Annotated in this window: 20 protein-coding genes, 3 tRNA genes and 1 pseudogene; 8 read left to right on the top strand and 16 right to left on the bottom strand. The window is 72.1% G+C overall.

Annotation, left to right across the window (positions count from 1 at the left end; all coding sequences use genetic code 11):
• The first annotated feature begins 99 nt into the window (after positions 1–99).
• Entirely contained in the window at positions 100–795 is a 696-nt protein-coding gene (locus ACH4E7_RS31210; RefSeq protein ID WP_396252512.1) for a tyrosine-protein phosphatase, read from the top strand.
• A 17-nt stretch (positions 796–812) separates the two neighbouring features.
• Here ACH4E7_RS31210 and ACH4E7_RS31205 read toward each other — a convergent pair whose 3' ends face one another.
• Positions 813–1,307 carry an RICIN domain-containing protein gene (locus tag ACH4E7_RS31205; RefSeq protein ID WP_396252511.1) on the bottom strand — a complete coding sequence of 165 codons (495 nt, stop codon included), beginning with the start codon at positions 1,305–1,307 and terminating at the stop codon, positions 813–815.
• Entirely contained in the window at positions 1,300–2,487 is a 1,188-nt protein-coding gene (locus ACH4E7_RS31200) for a low temperature requirement protein A (protein WP_396252510.1), read from the bottom strand. Before ACH4E7_RS31200 ends, ACH4E7_RS31205 begins: the two co-directional genes overlap by 8 nt.
• A 76-nt stretch (positions 2,488–2,563) precedes the next feature.
• Here ACH4E7_RS31200 and ACH4E7_RS31195 point away from each other — a divergent pair, with 76 nt between their 5' ends.
• Together ACH4E7_RS31195 and ACH4E7_RS31190 are read left to right on the top strand one after the other, a co-directional pair.
• On the top strand, positions 2,564–3,706 hold the full coding sequence (locus ACH4E7_RS31195) for a hypothetical protein (RefSeq protein WP_396252509.1): 1,143 nt from the start codon (positions 2,564–2,566) through the stop codon (positions 3,704–3,706).
• A 75-nt stretch (positions 3,707–3,781) separates the two neighbouring features.
• Positions 3,782–4,117, top strand: coding sequence for a hypothetical protein (locus ACH4E7_RS31190; RefSeq protein WP_355673638.1), 336 nt, complete (start codon positions 3,782–3,784; stop codon positions 4,115–4,117).
• A 1-nt stretch (position 4,118) separates the two neighbouring features.
• On the opposite strand, the gene ACH4E7_RS31185 is transcribed toward ACH4E7_RS31190, so the two are convergent.
• The 6 genes from ACH4E7_RS31185 to crcB (ACH4E7_RS31160) form a co-directional block, all read right to left on the bottom strand.
• Positions 4,119–4,967: a TIGR02452 family protein gene (locus ACH4E7_RS31185; RefSeq protein ID WP_396252508.1), complete on the bottom strand. Its 849-nt coding sequence runs from the start codon at positions 4,965–4,967 to the stop codon at positions 4,119–4,121.
• A 200-nt stretch (positions 4,968–5,167) separates the two neighbouring features.
• Positions 5,168–7,426, bottom strand: coding sequence for a DEAD/DEAH box helicase (locus ACH4E7_RS31180; protein ID WP_396252507.1), 2,259 nt, complete (start codon positions 7,424–7,426; stop codon positions 5,168–5,170).
• A 194-nt stretch (positions 7,427–7,620) separates the two neighbouring features.
• Positions 7,621–8,352 carry a hypothetical protein gene (locus tag ACH4E7_RS31175; protein WP_396252506.1) on the bottom strand — a complete coding sequence of 244 codons (732 nt, stop codon included), beginning with the start codon at positions 8,350–8,352 and terminating at the stop codon, positions 7,621–7,623.
• Between the two features lie 152 nt (positions 8,353–8,504).
• Positions 8,505–8,879 (bottom strand): fluoride efflux transporter CrcB, encoded by a 375-nt coding sequence (gene crcB / locus ACH4E7_RS31170; protein WP_396252505.1) that lies wholly within the window; start codon positions 8,877–8,879, stop codon positions 8,505–8,507.
• Complete coding sequence (locus ACH4E7_RS31165) at positions 8,876–9,238, bottom strand: DUF190 domain-containing protein (protein ID WP_396252504.1); 363 nt, start codon at positions 9,236–9,238, stop codon at positions 8,876–8,878. The genes crcB (ACH4E7_RS31170) and ACH4E7_RS31165 overlap by 4 nt, the downstream gene beginning before the upstream one ends.
• On the bottom strand, positions 9,235–9,747 hold the full coding sequence (gene crcB / locus ACH4E7_RS31160) for a fluoride efflux transporter CrcB (RefSeq protein WP_396252503.1): 513 nt from the start codon (positions 9,745–9,747) through the stop codon (positions 9,235–9,237). Before crcB (ACH4E7_RS31160) ends, ACH4E7_RS31165 begins: the two co-directional genes overlap by 4 nt.
• Before the next feature lie 70 nt (positions 9,748–9,817).
• Here crcB (ACH4E7_RS31160) and ACH4E7_RS31155 point away from each other — a divergent pair, with 70 nt between their 5' ends.
• The 4 genes from ACH4E7_RS31155 (at position 9,818) to ACH4E7_RS31140 (ending at position 10,575) form a co-directional block, all read left to right on the top strand.
• Positions 9,818–10,159 carry a metallopeptidase family protein gene (locus ACH4E7_RS31155; RefSeq protein WP_396252502.1) on the top strand — a complete coding sequence of 114 codons (342 nt, stop codon included), beginning with the start codon at positions 9,818–9,820 and terminating at the stop codon, positions 10,157–10,159.
• A gap of 113 nt (positions 10,160–10,272) precedes the next feature.
• A tRNA-Glu gene (locus tag ACH4E7_RS31150) sits at positions 10,273–10,345 on the top strand.
• Positions 10,346–10,400: 55 nt separating this feature from the next.
• A tRNA-Asp gene (locus ACH4E7_RS31145) sits at positions 10,401–10,474 on the top strand.
• A 27-nt stretch (positions 10,475–10,501) separates the two neighbouring features.
• Positions 10,502–10,575: transfer RNA gene (locus ACH4E7_RS31140), tRNA-Phe, on the top strand.
• Between the two features lie 129 nt (positions 10,576–10,704).
• Here ACH4E7_RS31140 and ACH4E7_RS31135 read toward each other — a convergent pair.
• The 4 genes from ACH4E7_RS31135 to ACH4E7_RS31120 form a co-directional block, all read right to left on the bottom strand.
• Positions 10,705–10,965, bottom strand: coding sequence for a helix-turn-helix domain-containing protein (locus ACH4E7_RS31135; RefSeq protein ID WP_327068229.1), 261 nt, complete (start codon positions 10,963–10,965; stop codon positions 10,705–10,707).
• Positions 10,966–10,978: 13 nt separating this feature from the next.
• On the bottom strand, positions 10,979–11,314 hold the full coding sequence (locus ACH4E7_RS31130; protein ID WP_396252501.1) for a helix-turn-helix domain-containing protein: 336 nt from the start codon (positions 11,312–11,314) through the stop codon (positions 10,979–10,981).
• The gene (locus tag ACH4E7_RS31125; protein WP_396252500.1) at positions 11,311–11,688 is read right to left on the bottom strand and encodes a type II toxin-antitoxin system RelE/ParE family toxin; all 378 of its coding nucleotides are present in this window, start codon (positions 11,686–11,688) and stop codon (positions 11,311–11,313) included. Before ACH4E7_RS31125 ends, ACH4E7_RS31130 begins: the two co-directional genes overlap by 4 nt.
• Before the next feature lie 73 nt (positions 11,689–11,761).
• On the bottom strand, positions 11,762–12,895 hold the full coding sequence (locus ACH4E7_RS31120) for a hypothetical protein (RefSeq protein ID WP_360461061.1): 1,134 nt from the start codon (positions 12,893–12,895) through the stop codon (positions 11,762–11,764).
• Between the two features lie 73 nt (positions 12,896–12,968).
• Here ACH4E7_RS31120 and ACH4E7_RS31115 point away from each other — a divergent pair, with 73 nt between their 5' ends.
• Positions 12,969–14,207: a plasmid pRiA4b ORF-3 family protein gene (locus ACH4E7_RS31115; protein WP_396252499.1), complete on the top strand. Its 1,239-nt coding sequence runs from the start codon at positions 12,969–12,971 to the stop codon at positions 14,205–14,207.
• A gap of 456 nt (positions 14,208–14,663) precedes the next feature.
• On the opposite strand, the gene ACH4E7_RS31110 is transcribed toward ACH4E7_RS31115, so the two are convergent.
• The 4 genes and pseudogenes from ACH4E7_RS31110 to ACH4E7_RS31095 all read right to left on the bottom strand — a co-directional run.
• Complete coding sequence (locus ACH4E7_RS31110; RefSeq protein WP_396252498.1) at positions 14,664–17,087, bottom strand: helicase-associated domain-containing protein; 2,424 nt, start codon at positions 17,085–17,087, stop codon at positions 14,664–14,666.
• A 251-nt stretch (positions 17,088–17,338) separates the two neighbouring features.
• The gene (locus ACH4E7_RS31105) at positions 17,339–17,743 is read right to left on the bottom strand and encodes a type II toxin-antitoxin system VapC family toxin (RefSeq protein ID WP_396252497.1); all 405 of its coding nucleotides are present in this window, start codon (positions 17,741–17,743) and stop codon (positions 17,339–17,341) included.
• A complete protein-coding gene (locus ACH4E7_RS31100; protein ID WP_396252496.1) occupies positions 17,740–17,970 on the bottom strand; it encodes a FitA-like ribbon-helix-helix domain-containing protein in 231 nt (76 codons plus the stop codon). Before ACH4E7_RS31100 ends, ACH4E7_RS31105 begins: the two co-directional genes overlap by 4 nt.
• A 118-nt stretch (positions 17,971–18,088) precedes the next feature.
• A pseudogene (locus ACH4E7_RS31095) lies at positions 18,089–18,450 on the bottom strand (hypothetical protein); the annotation flags it as partial.

The following is an 18,450-nucleotide window of genomic DNA, read 5'->3' as shown; positions in this document are numbered from 1 at the left end:
CGGCCGCCTCCGGCGCTGCGGTCCCCGGGGCGGGGCTTCAGCGGACCGCCCCCTCCGGTTTCCTTCCGCCGATCCGTCCGCGCCCGTACGGTGGAGGCCATGACCGACGCCTTCATCGACATCGCCGGTGTGCGCAACTTCCGTGACGCGGGCGGGATCGGCGCCCTCCGCCGGGGTGTGCTGTACCGCTCCGGGTCCTTCCACACGCTCACCGAGGAGGGCGCCCGGCAGCTCAAGGACCTCGGCCTGCGGACGGTGATCGACCTGCGCAGCCCGTTCGAGCTGGAGGTCTGGCCGGACCAGCGGCACGGCCTCGACCACGAGTCCCTCAACCTGCCGACCCTGCCCGCCAACCGCGAGGACGTCGACCGGCCCTGGCCCGAGGACCAGGCCACCCTCTACACCTTCATGCCGGAGACCGCCGGGCCCTCGCTCACCGCGGTCATCCGCCGCCTGGCCGCCCCGGAGGCGCTGCCGGTGGTCGTGCACTGCGCGGTCGGCAAGGACCGCACCGGCCTCACCGTCGCCGTCCTGCAGTCCCTGCTGGGCGCCTCCGACGCCGACATCACCGCCGACTTCCTGCGCTCCAACGCCGGCCTCGGCCTGGACAAGGGCCCCGTCCCGTACATCGACGAGACCGGCACCGAGCGGGTCTCCCGCCCGATCAGCGCCGAACTCATCACCTCCTCCCTCGGCTGGATCCGCACCCACCACGGCACCGTCCCGGCCTACCTCCGCGCCCACGGCGTCACCGAGGCCGAACTGGACGCCCTGCACGCCAACCTCTCGGCCTGACCGCGGCGAGGACTCCGCTACTGGCGCTCGAAGCGCCACCACTGGGTCGGCGCGTCGACGTCCTCCCACTGCTGGACGCCCGCGTCCGGCTCCGCCGAGACGGTCAGCGGCTTGCCGCTGATGAAGCTGGTGACGGTGTACGTCCCCGGCGCGTCGACGTGGGCCTCCAGCAGCCACTCCTGGGCGCCGAAGGCGTTGGCGGACCACTGCTGGATCGGGACGCCGTCGTCCGGGGAGGCGCCGGTGACGTCCAGGCGCTTGCCGCTGGCGGCGTTCTCGATGTGGAACAGCGCGCCGCCCGGGTGGACGGCGGTGAGCTGCCAGAGCTGGGCGTCGGAGCCGTCGTCCGCGCCCACCCGGATGCGGGCGCCGCTGCGTCGGGAGGCCCCGGCGACCTCCAGCAGCAGGCCGCCGCCGACGCTGCGGATCCGGTAGCGGCCGTCGGTGATCGCGGGGTCGGCGGCGCTGTCAGTCGCGCGGCCGGTCGCTCGGTCAGTCGCTCGGTCAGTCATGTCCGAAGTCTCCCATCGGGCGCCGACAGGCGGCCTCGTGTCCGAATACAGCCGCCAGCACCGCCACCACGGCGCCCACCTGGGCCGGCGCCGAGACCTCGGTGCCCAGCGGGACGGTCGCCGCGACCGCGGCCGCGCCGAGCAGCCGGGGCAGGTTGGGGCCAAGGTCGAAGAAGCGGCGCACGGCCGTGTTCACCACCAGGTACAGCGCGATGCCCCCGGCCAGCGCGCAGGCCTGCGGGCCGGTCATCGCGGCGCCGGGGTGGGCGGCCGCCGATTTCACCCCGGCGGCGAACAGCAGCACGCCGAGCAGCAGCCCGAAGTGGCCGAGGTAGTAGACGGTGACGGCGGCCCGGTTGCGGTCGGCGGAGGGCAGCGCGGCCATGTGGTGCTCGGCGCGCGCATCGTCGTCGTGCCCGAAGTACGCCCACCAGAGCCCGACGCAGGCGGCCAGGCTGAGCAGCGCGACCGCGATCAGCTCGGGCCCGAGCCCGGTCGTCCCGGTGCCGGCCCCGATGGCGATCACCGACTCGCCGAAGGCGATGATCACGATCAGCCCGTGGCGCTCCACGAAATGGTCCGCGCGCAGCCGGAACTCGGGCAGCCGGTCCACCTTCGGGGTGACGAACTGCATCGCGAAGGCCGCTACCCAGAGGACGAGTTGGACCGTCCCGGCGAGGTAGCCGCCGACCACCACCAGCGCGGTGACGACCAGGTTGGACGCGCCCATCCGCAGCACCGCGACGGGCGTCACCCCGGCGGCGATGAACATCCCGGTGTGCAGGGCGACCACCAGCAGGTACGCCCAGCCGAAGGCGGCACCGCCGCCCTCGAAGGCGTGCGGCACGGACAGCGCGATCACCAGGAAGGCGCCCATCGCGAGCATCAGCAGCCCGCGCCGCCCGTGGGTGTGCGGCGGCATCGCGTTGGTCAGCCAGATGAAGGCGTCGTACATCCACCAGATCACCCCGAGCATCACCAGCACCTGGGCGAAGCCGTCGGGGGTGAGGTGGTGGACCAGGCGGCCGGTGAGCTGGGTGATGGTGAAGACGAAGACGAGGTCCAGGAAGAGTTCCAGCGGCGCCACCTTCAGGGCCGGCTCGGCGGCTTCATGGGGTTCACGGGCCTCGGGTGCCCCATGGACACCGTGAGCATCAGGGGAAACGGGGGACACGGTCACCGCGCGAGTATCCGTCACCGGGGCTGAGCGCCGGGGCGTTTCCGGTGGACGGGCTCCGCCGCCTATGCTGCGGCGAATGTCCACCGAGCAGAGCCCAGAGCCGAACCCCGCGCAGAACCCAGAGCAGACCGGCGGTCAGATTCCGTCGCAGCGTCAGCAACCCACCCTCCTCTCCGCGGTGGCCGAGCTGGAGGCGGTGGTCGAGGCCGGGGACGACGAGAACTTCGGCCCGGCCCTGGGCCTGGTCGGCGGGCTGTTCGGCCCGGCCGAGCCGGCCGAGCGGCAGGCCGCCGGACCCCGACTGGCCGCGCTGCTGCCGGACGCCCCGCCGTTCCCCCGGGCGCACCTGGCGATGGTGGTGGGCGCCTGCGTGGAGTACGGCGCCGACCCGGTGGCCTGCGCCGGCCCGGTGCTGGCCGGCCTGCGCGGGGCGCTGACCGGCGCACAGCGGCTGGTCGAGCGCTGGGCGCAGACCGGCGGCGGCCCGCTGCCGGACTGGGAGGAGGACGATCCGGCGCAGGCGCACGCCCGGATCGAGGACCCGGCGCACCTCGACGAGTGGCACGCGCACCTGGCCGTGGTCGCCTGGTGGACGCTGCACCTGTGGCAGCGGGCCGCCTGGGCGGTCTACTCCCACGCTCCGGTCCGGGCCGAGGCCCGTGCCTCCGGCGTCACCGAGGTGCTGCTGGAGCTGGCCGGCCGGTACGAGGGCGAGCAGCACGACCTCAAGGGCCTCACCTACCTGGCGCAGATGCTCGACGACGAGCCGCTGCTGGTGCTCGACCGCACCACCGGCACCGGCTACCTGCTGCGGATGAGCGGCCTGAGCGACACCTTCCAGCTGCACACCCTGCTCGCCGACGTGCTGATCGGCGGCGGCCACCTGCCCGGCGCCCCGCAGGACCCGGAGGTGGTGGCGCTGGCCCGGAGCGAGTTCCTGGACGGCCGCCGGCTGATCGCGACCGGTGCCTTCAACCTGATCGCGCCGAACGGCTCCTGGCTCTGGAACGAGGGGACACCCGCCGACATCCCGGTGCTGGACGGCGTGCGCACCCTGGCGCTGGAGCCGCTGCCGTACGAGCGCAGCTGGTCGGCGGGGCGGTTCATCCAGGAGGTCCCGGGCGACCTGCGGCTGGAGCGGGTGCTCGACCCGGCGGAGGCGGCGCGACTGCTGGCCCGGATGGTGCCGGGGATGTCCGTGGTGGGGGCGTTCGGGTAGGACGCCTCGGACGGCCGCGCCGTTCGCCGGGTTATGGTCGGAATCCGATGCACGCCCCAAGGAGTGGAGTCGACGATGGCGAAGGTCCCGAACGCGCTCACGGCCGCCGCGCCCGCCGCGCTGACCGCGGCGAGCGGTCTGGTCGGCGGTTACGGCGTCGCCCGCTGGAGCGGTCGGCGTGAGCTGGGCGGCGCGGTGCTGGCGGTGGCCGGTGCCGGCGCGGCCGCGCAGTGGCGCCGGAGCGCGGGCACGGCCACCGCGGCGGCGCTGACCGGCCTGTACGTGGCGGCCTTCGGCGGCTCGCACCCGCTGGCGAAGCGGATCGGCGCCTGGCCGTCCGTCTTCGCCGTCACCGGTGTGGTCGCGGCCGCCTCCACGGCCGCGACGGTGCTGGCCGCCCGCAAGCGGTAGCTCAGGAGGGCACGGAGGGCACCACCGCCGTGCCGAACCGGGCCTCGAAGGCGGCCCGGTTCACCGAGACCGGTGAGCGGTCCCAGACCGCGAACACCACCTGGTCGAAGGCGGCCCCGTACCGCTTCAGCGCGCCCTCGAAGGCCTCGGCGACCTCCGCCGGGTCGTTGCGGAACACCCCGCAGCCCCAGGCGCCGAGCACCAGGGCGCGGACCTCGTGCCGGGCCGCCGCCGCGAGCACCCGGACGGCCCGCTCGGCGAGCACGCCGCGGACGTCCGTCCCGGGCGAACGCCGTTCCAGCTGACCGGCGTTGGGCGCGGGCGAGGTCAGGAAGGTGACCGGGTACGGCCGGGCCAGCAGGGCGCCGCGGCCGTCCCGGATCACCGGGACCCCCGGCGAGACGATCACCCGGTGGCTGTACCGCAGGTCGGTCGAGGCCCGGTGCGCCTCGTAGTAGTCGGGCGCCTCCAGCAGGCAGGAGTACAGCAGCGCGCTGCGGCACAGGTCCTCCTCCTGGGCGCGGGCGCCGCGCAGGTAGCCGCCGCCGGGATTGCGCGCGGAGGCGAAGTTCAGCACCCCGACCGGCCCGGCCCCCGCCGCGACCAGCCGCCCAGCGGCCTGGACGCTCCCCTCGGCCGTCACCTCGATCCGCCCGGCCGCCGGCCCCGGCCCCGGGTCGGCGGAGACGAGCAGCCTGTCCAGCGCCTGCGGCGCGTACGACACCGTGCCGGCCTTCGCCGCCGTCAACTGCTCCCCCACCTGCACGAGTTCGCCCCCGGTCGTCCGGAAGCTCCCCCGCTCGGCGATCTCCTCGTTCACCCGCGCCACGTCATGCAGTCTGCTGCTCATGGTCGTGACGCTACGGGACTACCGCCGTGCCGCGCCACAGGTTATTCTCACTCCCAGAACAACACCTCGGGGGGCGCACACGCAGAGGTGTTGGGGGGGTATCGGGGGAACGCGAAGGGCCCGCTCCGGGGGACGGAGCGGGCCCTTCGTTCGTTCAGGTCAGTCAGCCCGACCGGCGGTCAACCACCGGCCGTACGACGTCAGTTCTTCCAGCGCGGCTTGCGGTCGTCGCGGTTGAAGCCGCCACGGTCACGGTCGCCGAAGCCACCGCGGTCACGGTTGAAGCCACCGCGGTCGGCCTGCGGACGGCCGCCGGAGCGGTGGTCGTCGCGGCGCGAGAACGGACGGCTGCTGCCGCCGCGCTCGTCGCGGTCCCGGCCGAAGGACGGGCGGTCACCGAAGGAGCGGGCCGGACGGTCGCCGAAGGAGCGGCCGCCGCGGTCGTCACGGTCCCGGTTGAAGCCACCGGAACGACGGTCGTCGCGGTCGAAACCGCCCGAGCGACGGTCGTCACGGTCGCGGCCGGCGAAGCCGCCCGAACGACGGTCGTCACGGTCCCGGTTGAAACCGCCCGAGCGACGGTCGTCGCGGTCGAAGCCACCGGAGCGACGGTCGTCACGGTCGCGGCCGGCGAAGCCGCCCGAACGACGGTCGTCACGGTCCCGGTTGAAACCGCCCGAGCGACGCTCGTCGCGGTCGAAACCGCCCGAGCGACGGTCGTCACGGTCGCGGCCGGCGAAGCCGCCCGAACGACGGTCGTCACGGTCCCGGTTGAAGCCGCCCGAGCGACGGTCGTCCCGGTCCCGGTCGCGGTCCCGGTCACGCGCGAAGGCCGGACGCTCGGTGCGCGCCTCGCGGTACGACGGGGCGCGCTCCTCCGTCTGCGGCGCGGCCGCGGCGGGGGCGGCCTCAGCGGCGGCCGGGGTCTCGGCGGCGGCCTGCTCGCCCGCCACGTCGGCGGCCGGGGCCTCGTCCTCGATGCCCAGCTCGGCCCGCTCGCGCGCCGCACGGGCGGCCAGGCGGTCGGCCTCCTCACGCAGCTCGGTGGCGCGGCGCTGCGCGCGCTCCAGCTGTCGGGTCATGTCGGCGAGCTCGCGCTCGGCGGCACCCGCGATGTTGGCGGCGCTCTCGGCCTGCACCTCGGTGAGCGAGCGGGCGCCGGTGATCTTGGCGACCTCGGCGTCGAAGGCGTGGTCGAGGATGTGACGCGAGGCGTCGACGCCCGCGTCCTCCATCAGGCGGAAGACGCCACGGCGCTGGTGCGGCAGCACCAGGGTGACGACGGCGCCGGAGCGCCCGGCGCGCGCGGTGCGACCGGAGCGGTGCAGGTAGTCCTTGTGGTCGCCGGCCGGGTCCACGTTGAGGACCAGGTCGATGCCGTCGACGTGGATGCCGCGGGCGGCGACGTCGGTGGCGACGACGACGTTGACGTAGCCGTCCTTGAAGTCGCCGAGGACGCGGGTGCGGGCGCCCTGGGTCATGCCGCCGTGCAGCGCGTCGGCCTTCACGCCGGCCTCGATGAGCTGCTCGGCGACGCGGTCGGCGCCCATCTGGGTGCGGACGAAGATGATCGTGCGGCCCTTGCGGGCGGCGATCGCGTTGGTGATCGGCGCCTTGTCCTTGGGCTTCACCACGAGGATGTGGTGGGTCATGGTGGTGACCGCGCCGGCCGACGGGTCGACCTCGTGGGTGACCGGGCTCTTCAGGTAGCGCTTGACCAGGGTGTCGATCTCGTTCTCCAGGGTGGCGGAGAACAGCAGGCGCTGGCCACCGGCCGGCACCTGGTCGAGGATCTCGGTGACCTCGGGCAGGAAGCCCATGTCGGCCATCTGGTCGGCCTCGTCGAGCACGACGGTCCGGACGTCGGCCAGCTTGGCCGAGCCGCGGTTGATCAGGTCACGCAGGCGGCCCGGGGTGGCGACCAGGATGTCGACGCCGCGCTCCAGCGCGTAGATCTGGTTCGACATCGAGGTGCCGCCGCAGACGACCTTGAGCTTGAGCCCGAGCACCGAGCCGAACGGCTCCAGGGCGTCGGCCACCTGCATGGCCAGCTCACGGGTCGGAACGAGGATCAGGCCGCGCGGGTGCTTGGGCTTGGTGCGCTCGCCGTCGGCGAGGCGGGTCAGCAGCGGCAGGCCGAAGCTGAGGGTCTTGCCGGAGCCGGTACGGCCGCGGCCCAGCACGTCCTTGCCGGCCAGGGCGTCCGGGATGGTCGCGGCCTGGATCGGGAACGGGGTGGTGACGCCGCGCTTGGCGAGGGCGCGCACGACGTCGTCGTGCAGGCCCAGGTCGCCGAAGGTCACGGTGGGCTCGGCGGGCTCGACGATCTCCTCGGCCTCGACGGCGTCGGTGTTCAGCTCGACGTCGGCGGCGTCGGTGGTGGGAGCGGTGGTGTCGGTGACATCGGCGGCGGACTCGCTCGCGGGCATGGCGAAGCGGGCGTCGTCAACGAGAGACATGCAAAACCTTCCGGAAGTGGCACGCGCCAAAGTCCGGGGTTCTGTTTCACAACCGCCTCTATGCGGTCAGCCACGGATCGCCGGAACGCGCCAAGGGCGCCGATGGGAATGGGGCGCCAGTCAAATGAATCAAACGAACGATCTACCACCATAGAGGACCCCCGGGATCGGAGGCAAATGCCCTGGCCAGCCACCTACTGTCCACCCGCACGAGAGCTCGGGGCCGAGGAACCGGAGCTTCCCGAGCCGGAGCTTCCCGAGGAGGGCTGCGGGGCCGGCGGGACAGTCGCGGCGGGCGTGGTGCGCTCCGGCTCTGGGGAGCCGGACGGGCGGCTGCTCGGGGTGGCCGACGGGGTCCCGGCCGGGCCGCCGGAGCGGCCCTCGGCGGTGCCACCCGTACCGCCGGGGCCCGCGGTGCCGCCGGTACCGGTCGAGGTGCCGCCGCTCGGGTGCGGCGCGGGGCTCTGATTCCCGCCCCCCGTGGAGCTGTTGGCGCCCGGCGCGCTCTCGGGAGCGCCCGCCCCCGGCACCGGGACCACGCCGGCGACCGCGCCGTTCGCACCGGGCGCGACCTCGCCCGCCACGGCGGCCGTGGCCCCCACGGGCGCGTTCTCCGCCTGCAGGCCCCCCTGGCGTTCCGGGCGCCCCGAGACACCCCCGGGGTGACCGGCGGTCGGCAAGACCGAGGACCCGCCCGTCACGCCCGGCTTGCCCACCGGACCGGCCTGCCCGACCGGCGCCACCCCGCCGTGCTTCTCCTCCGCCGCCGGACCGACCGCCATGCAGCCGGTCAGCCCCAGCCCGGCCACCGTCAGCACCGCCGCCGCCCGCACCGCGCGCGACCGCCGGACCGCCGGCTCCCGCGTCTCCCGCACCGGCGCGGCCACCCGCACCCCGACCGCACGCACCGCCCGCACCGAAGCCACCGAGCTCCCTCTCTGCCACCCCACCCGGGCCGCCCACTGGCGCGCGGCCGCTTTCGGTGCCCAACGCGCGCCGGGTGCGGCGGGACACGGGCTGTGGGGCAGTTCCCGGCACCTCCCGATCACCCCCGGGCCGGGGGCCGGGCCGGACCCGCTCAGCCCCAGAGCGCCGAGGCCAGCTCCGCGCCCGCGTACACCGCGGTCAGACCGGCCGCCAGGCTGCCGACCACGTTCGCCACCGCGTACCGCACGGCGCCGGACTCGGCCAGCCGCAGGGTCTCGTACGAGAAGGTCGAGTAGGTGGTCAGCGCCCCGCAGAAGCCCGTCCCGACCAGCAGCTGGACATGCGAGGAGGCCGCCCCGGCCGCCACCGCGCCGGTCAGCGTGCCGAGTACCAGGCAGCCGAACACGTTCACCGTGAAGGTGCCCCACGGGAACACCGAGTCGTGCCGGGACTGCACCGCCCGGTCGGTCAGGTACCGCAGCGGCGCGCCGACCGCCGCACCCGCCACCACCAGCAGCCAGTTCACCCCGCTCCCCCGCCCCGGTCGGCCCTACGGCCCGTGTACCGGACGACCTCGCAGTGGTCCAGCACCACCAGCCCCTCGGCCACCAGCTCCTCCAGCTGCGGCAGGAACGCCCGCACCCGCTCCTCCTCGTCCACGATCACCACCGCCACCGGCAGGTCCTCACTCAGCGACAGCAGCCGCGCCGTGTGCACCAGCGACGAGGCGCCGAACCCCTCGATCCCCCGGAACACGCTCGCCCCGGCCAGCCCGGCCGCCCGCGCCCGGTGCACGACCTCGCTGTACAGCGGGCGGTGGTGCCACATGTCGCTCTCGCCCACCAGCACGGTCAGCCGCAGCGCCGGCCCGCTCAGCCGGCTCACCGGGCACCCCCGGCACGGACCGGACGGCGGATCAGACGCCGGGTCAGCACCGCCGCCGCCCACACCGCGCCGAGCGCGAGCAGCAGGGTCAGCCCCAGGTACGCCAGCCCGGGCCCGAGCCGCCCCGCCTCCAACAGCCGGCGGATGTCCACCGAGTAGGTCGAGAAGGTGGTGAACCCGCCCAGCACCCCGGTGCCGAAGAACGGCCGCAGCAGCGGGTGCGCAGGCCGCCCCTCGGTGATCACCACCAGGAACACCCCGATCACCGCGCAGCCGACCACGTTGATCAGCAGCGTCGTCCACGGGAACGCCGTCGGCCCGGTCACCCAGCCGAGCCCGGCCGCGTACCGGGCCAGCGCCCCGATCGCGCCGCCCACCGCGACCACCGCCACCGCCGGCCCCTGCCCGCGCAGCACCGGCGGACGACGGCGCACCGCCGCCGCGGCCGGCGGACCGGTCCGCGCCGGCCCCTCCGCGGTGTCGTCCAACGCATCCTCCGAGGTCGCCATAGCCCCATCAAACACCGGTGTCCGCTGCCTGGCACACCGTCACCCCAGACCCGACAATGATCCGGTGGAGATGACCCGGGAAGAGTTCGAGACGCTGGTCAGCGACGCCCTGGACCAGATTCCCCCGCAGCTCGCCGCCATGATGGACAACGTCGCGGTCTTCGTCGAGGACGAACCCGACCCCGGCGACCCCGAGCTCCTCGGCCTCTACGAGGGCACCCCGCTCACCGAGCGCGGCGAGTGGTACGCCGGCGTGCTGCCCGACCGCATCCTGATCTACCGCGGGCCCACCCTGCGCCACTGCGAGACCCGCGAGCAGGTGGTCGAGGAGGTCCGCACCACCGTCATCCACGAGGTCGCCCACCACTTCGGCTTCGACGACCACGAGCTCGGCGAACTCGGCTGGTCCTGACCCCCGCCGGGGCCCCGCCCCCCACCCGGCCCAAACCCGTTTTGGCGATCCGCCCGGCATCCCATATGCTTCTCGACGTCCCCGAACGCTGGAAACAGCGGGACAGGCCGCAAGCCCTCATCGTCTAGTGGCCCAGGACGCCGCCCTTTCAAGGCGGTAGCACGGGTTCGAATCCCGTTGGGGGCACGCAGTACCGTAGTAAAGTGCAGTGCCGCAAGACCTTAGTGGTTCGCCACTACAAGGTCCCGTGGAGCAGTTGGTTAGCTCGCCACCCTGTCAAGGTGGAGGTCGCGGGTTCAAGTCCCGTCGGGATCGCTCGTCTCGCAAGAGACGGTGCAGTACGGCCAGGTAGCTCAGTTGGTACGAGCGTCCGCCTGAAAAGCGGAAGGTCGCCGGTTCGACCCCGGCCCTGGCCACATCGTCTGACCAGGCACGATGCCCTCGAAGCAGCTCGCTTCGAGGGCATTTTCGTGTCGTTTGACGCCAACGGGACGGCGGACGGTCAGGACCTCCGCGTCTTTGCCGCAACTCCACCGCCCCCACCGTCACGCCGCGTCGGCGTGACGGTGGGGCACGAAGCGCATCGTCGTCCTTCCGTCCAGGGGGGCCAGCCGGATGTCGAGGTCCGCCTCCAACGCCTCGGCGAGCCGCGCCAGCAGGGGAAGGGTCGGGGTCGTGTCCCCCAGTTCCACGCGGGAGATGCCAGGCTGCGTCATGCCGGCCCGCCGGGCGAGTTCGGTCTGGGAGATCCCCAGTTGCCTTCGCCTGTCCCGCAGAGCGGCCGACAGCTGCTGCCCGTAGTCCACGGCTTCCTCCCGACTATGCGGCGCGAGCGGCGAAGCTGACTGCCGTGCCCGAGGTCGCCAGATGGACGTCCACGGACACCTCCAGAGCCGCGGCAATCCGGAGAAGCAGGTCGGACGTGACCGGGAGGACTCCACCAACCTCGATGTGTTCCACCTCATCAGCGGTGCTACCGAGGCGAACCGCCAGCTCGTCCTCGCTCAGACCCAGCTGGATACGCCGGTCGTAGACCAGCTGACCGAGCGCCATTGCCAGACGAATCTGCTCTCGCTCGGCGATGATCGAGGGGGGCTCGAACTCCCCGTGGATCGCGCGCTTGTCCCGAGCCAGCTGCCAGCGTGCGTGGTTCACCGTTCCTCCTCCGCCGTGTTGCGACTGTAGAGCTCATGAGCTTCCGGATGCCCCGTCTCGCACACCAGCTTGGCAGCCTTGGCTCGCTTGACCTCCGCTTCCTCACGCATTCGGGACTTGCGAAAGACAGTGAGCAGAACGATGCGGCGTCCAGGCGCCAGCCAGTAGCTGATCCGCACCGCGTTCCCGCTCAGACCGAGGCGCAGTTCCCGCACCCCATCACCCAGGTTCCGCGAGTGCGGCTCGTCGAGCGTGGTTGGGTACTCGGCAAGGAGATCAGCCTTCTCCTCGACTTGCCGATAGTGCTGCGGGGTGAGACTGGCAAGCCAGAGACGCACCTCCGGTTCCAGCTCAATGGAGTAGCGCTCACCCATACCAGCCACTGTATATCACGCAGATGGTATGAGCCGTCGGTTCGTTTCGAGCGCCCCGAGCATGCAGGTGGCGTCAGCCTCGCAGGGCCCGGTCGTCGAGCCGGCGCAGCAGGCCGGGCAGGTGCCGGTGCTGGTCGCGGAGCGCGGCCAGCCGCTGCCGGAACTCAAGGCCGCGTCCGACGTGGTCACAGGCGTCTCGGAGCTCGACCAGGAGGGCCACGGCGACGTCGTAGCGGGCCGTCTGCTTACGCGCGACATGGTTCTCGACCTCGCGCCAGATCGCTTCCTCGTTGGTAGCCAGGGCGGTCAGCTTCTTGGCCCGTGCCTCGAATCGAACCCGCTCGGCACCCTGCTGGCGCTCGGTAGCCAGCGTGTGCGCAGCGTCCAGCAACTCGGCGGCGGAGCGCTGCCCCGGCACGGTCGCGACGGGCGGCTCGCCGCGCAGGCGGCGCAAGAGTTCGGCTCCCAGCTGAGGCTCACCCCCCAGCGCGAGACGCAGCAGGAGGCCGTCCTTCTCCTTCTCGGGAAGCGCGGCGATCAGCGGTGCCAGCTCCTTCTTTCCGGGCCTCCTCCGAGGCTCTGGAGCGGGCGGGCTGGCTTGGGCGGCGACCGCGAGCAGGTCAGCGTCGACACGCAGGAAGTCCGCGAGCGCTCGCTGCGGTGCGGTGAGCCGGTCGAGCCCAGCCGGGACCGGGGGCTCGACTACTTCCTGGTAAGCCTCCTCGTCGTCGTCCTGCAGCGCCCAGGCGCCGATGGCGGACAGCCACGCGAGGTACAGGGCGCGGTGATCCCCGGAGACCAGCTCGGCCCGTACCCCGGCGATGGCACCGAGCGAGTCCTCGGCGCCCTCCTCCCAGTCCCCACCCTCGTCCTCGCTGCGTAGGTCCAGGACGAGGTGGGTCTTGGTCGTCCATGCCTCGACGCAATCGTCGAAGCAGTACGGCTCCAGCGCCCGCAGCGTGAGCTGCCCCTTGGGCACGCGCAGGATCACCTGGTGGGTGCCCCAGTTGGTCAGGTAGAGGTGAGCGTCGTAGTACTGCTCCACCATCCGCCTCGGAGCACCGCGGAAGTTGCCCCACTGATATTCGTTGGTGAAGCTGGTCGCGGTGATCCGGGCTCGGGTGGACAGCGCCCGCAGTTGCTCCTGCTCGTCGCTGGTCAGCGGCCGGTCGATCGCCAGGAACTCGTAGTACTGGTACTCACTCATCGCTGCGACCATAGCGGGACCCCCGACCCCTGATGATGAAATCCGCCAAGCCCGAGGCAGACAGGAAGCGCTGATGGAACCCGAGCAGCCGCGCACCGTCGAGCAGATCCGAGGTCTCGTCAGCTGGATCGGCCCGGGACGCAAGCTCACCCAGACGGGCAAGGTCACCCTCGCGGATGCGCGGGCCCTGGTCACTCTCCTGGAGACCGGCGACACCATCGACCCGGCCATCGGCGACAGGACCTTCAGGACCAAGTCCAGCCAGGAGCTGTATCACTTGAACCTGCTGGTGGAATGGGCCAAGGCGGCCCGGCTGCTGCGGGTCGCGAGCGGCCGTCTGGTGCCCGTCAAGAAGAACGCGCGCCTACTGGAGGACCCCGAGCGCGTCCTCGACGCGCTGTTCGAGGCCCTGCCACGCATCGGCGAGGCGGTGCTGCCTTCCGGGTGGCTCGGCTCGATGTTCGCGGAAGAGTACCCGGCCGGGCTGCGCGCGGTACTGACGAGCCTCTACGCCGCCGACCTCCCGGTGCCGGAGCAGAAGCTGCGGACTGCGGTGTGGGAGACACTGTCCGGGTTTTTCGTCCTCGACGACCTTCCCGAGGACCGTCTTCGCCTCCTGCGTCAGAGCAACGACCGCGACGTGGACCGCCTCCTCGCTGCGCTCAGGGGCCTCGGGGCCGCCCAGCAGACCGGCAAGTCCGTCACTCTCACCTCGGCCGGCCATCAAGCCATGGCCCGGCTCCGCGGGGAGCTACGCGCTGGTGACCCGGTCTACGAACTCCGCGTCCAGCTCTCCGACGTGGATCGGCCTTCGGTCTGGCGTCTCGTCCAGGTACCGGCAGGCATCCGCCTCGACAGGCTGCACCAGGTCATCCAGGCCGCCATGGGCTGGCAGAACTGTCACCTGCACGCGTTCAGCGCGAACGGCGTCCAGTACGGACGCCGCTCCGGTGAACTGGACTTCGCGGACGAGACCACCGCTGTCCTGGACATCCTGGTCAAGGAAGGTGGACACCTCGATTACGACTACGACTTCGGCGACTCGTGGGAGCACCGCATCACCGTCGAACGCCGGATGACAGCCGAGGCCGACCACCACTATCCCGCCTGCGTGGACGGCGCCGGAGCCTGCCCACCTGAGGACTGCGGAGGCCCGGGCGGGTACGAGGACCTCAAGCGAACCCTCCTGGACTCCACCGACCCGGAGCACGAGGACCTGCTTCGCTGGCTCGGTCTCAAGACAGCAGCCGACTTCGACCCGGCCCACTTCGACCTGCACGAGATCAACCAGCAACTGCGCACCCTCGACTGACGAGCACGGTCTGATCCCGAGACTCCGGGTGACGCCAACGCTGACGCCAACCGCCGTACACGACGACGTCCGAAGCCGCACTTCTACGGACGGCGGAAGCGCTCAGATCAGGACACTCCAACGCCCCGGCTTGGCCTGAAAAGCGGAAGGTCGCCGGTTCGACCCCGGCCCTGGCCACATAGCCTGACCAGGCACGATGCCCTCGAAGCAGTTCGCTTCGGGGGCATCTTCGTGCCGTTTGACGCCAACGGAACGGCGGACGGTCACCATCCTTCCGCCCGACAGCGAGTACCAACAGCTCTGGACCGAGGGCCACTGACACGCTGCCCTCGCTACCGATTCAACGCGCCCAGCGTGCTGAGCTCCTACCCCGAGTCAGGGAGCTCCGAGGTGACTTCACCTCCACGGCGCGGCGCACATCGCCCTGTCCGAGCGCTTGGGGCGATCCCCCTCTGGTCACCGGCCGGCCAGCAACGCGCTCGCCAGCGCAGTGGCGGTGCTCGGCCCCTTGCCGTGACGCGGTCGCGCTCCGGACAGTGACGGCATGCGCTTGGGACCGCGTTCCTGGCGGGCCTTCTCGATGACCGTCGTCCCGGTCTCCGCCTCCAGCACGGGGGCGTAGCCGGCGGCCCGAAGCGCGGCAAGGGTTGCTTCGGGCTCGGCCGTGCTGATCAGCACGGTCGGCGCGATCCGTCGCAACCCGAGCCTGGACAGCGCACGGGCCGCGGCGAGCTCCGACACCAGTGCCTCGTCATCGGAGCGGATGCAGCAGGCGGAGCGCACCACTCGCATCCTGCCGTGGGTCCGCGCGGTGTCCTTGATCAGGTACTCCAGGGGCTGCGGAAGCGGCCGCCCGCCCTCGGAGACGTCGGCCAGCCGAGCCAGCAGGTCGGCGGCGTCCAGTCCGGAGTCCAACGCCCGGCGGACCGCCGCAGGGGTGATCCGCCACACCACGGCATGGCCCTCCGACTCCCGGTCCGCACAGGCGGCCAGCAGGTCGGTCAGCTCCGATGCGGCAGCTCCGGCGACCACGGCCGTAAGGTCCGCCTGGAACCGGACGGTGGTCTGCGGCGCGGGCAGCAGCGCGTCCAGGGCTGTGGACAGCTGCCGAACCGCGTCGTCCAGAGCAGGACGGTCACGCAGCGCCGGCCCGGCGCCCGGAACGGCGGGGAAGTGGCGGTGTGCACCCGCCCTCAGGAGCCCGAGCACGGCGTGCCCGAGCGGAGTCAGCGCTCCGTGGGCGACGACCCCGAACAGCTCCGCCTCCGCCAGGGTCGCCTCGACCCGCTCAGCCTCCCACGCACCTTGGGCGAGGGCGGCCGGGCGGAACCAGGCCGCCGTGGCGATGAGGCCGGCGAGAGCGGTCGCCCGAGCGCGAGCGGACTTGCCGGTGGGGACTCCGTGCCCGGCCGGGAGGGTGGCCAGAGCCTCCAGCACGGCATGGCGCAGATCGACAGCCTCGCCGTCCTCCGGCGTGACCAGCGCGACCGGGGTGTCATTCTCGTCCGGCCAATAGCTGAACACCTCGGGCACCACCGCCCAGGTGGCGACGAGCGGCAGCAGCCGCTGAGCGGGTGGAGCCGCCAGCCACTCGTCGTACCGCTCGGTGGGCAGCATCCGGGCAGGTGGCTGGGATTCCGGCCGACGCGCGCGGCCCCGTCCTCTCGTCGGGGCCTCCGCTTCCTCGGCGCAAGGGGTGATCAGGTCCGCGTTGTTCGCCAGGTCGAGCCACAGCCGGGCTTGTTCCTCCGGCATGCCGACCGCCTTCGCCAGCCGACGGGTGTCCCGGACTGCGATTCCGCCCGCCTTGCGCACAGCGAGCGGCTGCACGGCCACCTGGCGGAGCATCAGCTCGACCCGGGAGGCCGCCTCGGTCAACGCCGCCTGCGCCTGGCTCTCGACTGCACCAGCCGGAATCTCCACCGTGCCCTCGACCGGGGGCGGGGCAGACTGGTAGCTCGGCGCGCGGTCGTGGTCGCGCAACGCGTCCGCCACCTCGCGCGGCAGTTCCGCCAGGTCCTCATCCACCGGAAGGACCAGGCCGCGGGCGGCCAGCCAGTCCGTGCCGGGATCTCCCGAGCCGCCTTCCCGGAAGGTGAACTTGCCTCCGGAACCCGGGTAGAAACCGCCGTACCGGGAGACGAAGCAGTGTGTGCGCAGCAGTGGCGGGCCCGGGACCAGTTTGTCCAACAGGTCCAAGGCCGCGGGCGGCGCCTCGGCGGCCATGGCTCGCACGCGCTTCGCGTCCCTGAGCACGTCCACGATCTGCCGCTGCGCCTCGTCTCGAGTCCGCGCCTTCGCGAGCCCCAGCCCCTGCGCGATGCGGTGAATCTCCGGAGCGTTGAAGGCCTCGGTGAGCAGTTGTTCGGCGGGCCGACCGTAACCGCCGCCTTCGCCCGCCTGGCGGTGGACCAGGATCGGAACGATGACCCTGCTTCCGGACGAGGGCAGTACCAGGGCCCGCTCGGTCAGCCGGGACAGCGCGGCCTCGGCCGCGGACCGACCCGCGCCGTCGAGTTGCAGGAATCGGAAGAGCTGGTCCCGGGTCACGGACCGGTCAGCGGGGTCGACCGCAGGCGCGTCGAGCCGTGGTGAACGGCCTCCGTAGCCCATGAACAGGTGATGAGCAGGCGGAACGGCCGGCAGCGGACCGTGCAACCGTTCGGCCAAGGTTGCCACAGCGACCAGCAGTTGAAGGTCCCCGAGGCTGATCTCGCTCAGCCCCAGGGCCGTGGAGGCGTCCGTCAACAGGTGGCCGGCCAGGTCGGTCAGGCTCGCCACCCTGGCCGCGTAGGGAAGTTCGCGCTGCTCCAGCAGTTCGGTCAGCTGCGAGGGAGTACGGTCGGCCAGCCAGATCGCGAGGCTTCGTTCGGCTTTCACCACACCTAGCGTAGTGAGCCGCCAGCGGGGACGGGACCAGAGGTTTGAAGCCAGCGGCCCTTCCATCGATCTCGACTGCCCGGCTTGGCCTGAAAAGCGGAAGGTCACCGGTTCGACCCTGGCCCTGGCCACATCGCCTGACCAGGCACGATGCCCTCGAAGCAGTTCGCTTCGGGGGCATTTTCGTGCCGTTTGACGCCAACGGCACAGCGGACGGTCGTTGCTCTGCTCCGGCCCGCCTTCACCAGCGGCTAGGCAAAGACCTCGATGGTGCACTTGGCCGCACCGCTGCGCTGGATTCGGGCATCGCTGGTGACGAGCGGCACGCCGAGGGTCTCGGCGAGCGCCACATACTGGGCGTCATATGCACTGATGTTGTCGTGCAGTTCTCGCACCCGCTGCCAGAGGATCAGCGTCTCGTGTCGTGTGATGGCGAGTGCCTGGTAGTCGGCTATGGCCTTCACCGCTTCCTTCTCCGCGAGCTTGCCGCCCCGCACCATGCCGAAGAGAGCCGACACGAGTTCGTAGTCGAGCAGGCCAGGGGCGGCAAGCGCATCCACCCCGCGGAGTCGGTCGCGGACGGCGTGGCCGGCGGGGCCGTGGTCGGTGAGCACCCGCACCAGCGCAGAGCAGTCAATGACAACGCTTGAATTCACCGACGCTCCCGCCCGTCATCGATCGCGGCGAGGATGTCAGAGGTACTGACGTCGGTACGGGTCTCCCGGTCAAGGCGGGCCATCATCTCGGCCAACGTCGGCGTGGCCGCCTCGCGGGTGACGAGGTCGAGCAGGTACGCCTGGAGACTCTTCCCTGCCTTGGCCGCCTTGAGCTTGAGGGTTTCGAGAATCGGGTCCGGGACTTCACGAATCGTGATCGCAGCCATGCAGGCATTTTAGCTGCAACGCTTGCGAAATGCCTGCACTTGATATTCCAGCCGCTTGGTCGCGGCCCAGGGGCCACCGGTGTCCCTCGGCGAGCCCCACACGCGGGCAGGACGGGCGTCAGCCCCGCAGGGCCCGGCCGTCGAGCCGGCGCAGCAGACCGGGCAGGTACCGGTACCGATCGCGGAGCGCGGCCACTCGCTGCCGGAACTGAAGGCCGCGTCCGACGTGGTCACAGGCGTCGCGGAGCCCGACCAGGAGGGCCACGGCGGTGTCGTAGCGGGCCGCCTGCTTACACGCGACGTGGTTCTCGACCTCGCGCCAGATCGCTTCCTCGTCGGCAGCCAGAGCGGTCAGCTTCGTCGCGCGCGCCTCGGCCCGAACCCGCTCGGCACACTGCCGGCGCTCGGTGGCCAGCGCGTGCGCGGCGTCCAGCAGTTCGGCGGCGGAGCGCTGCCCCGGCACCGTCGCGACGGGCGGCT

Origin of the sequence: Kitasatospora sp. NPDC018058, assembly GCF_044327205.1 — a bacterium.
In the GTDB taxonomy this organism is placed as follows: domain Bacteria; phylum Actinomycetota; class Actinomycetes; order Streptomycetales; family Streptomycetaceae; genus Kitasatospora.
The sequence above is the reverse complement of the archived record's forward strand: the minus strand, read 5'-3'. Positions and strand labels throughout refer to the sequence as shown.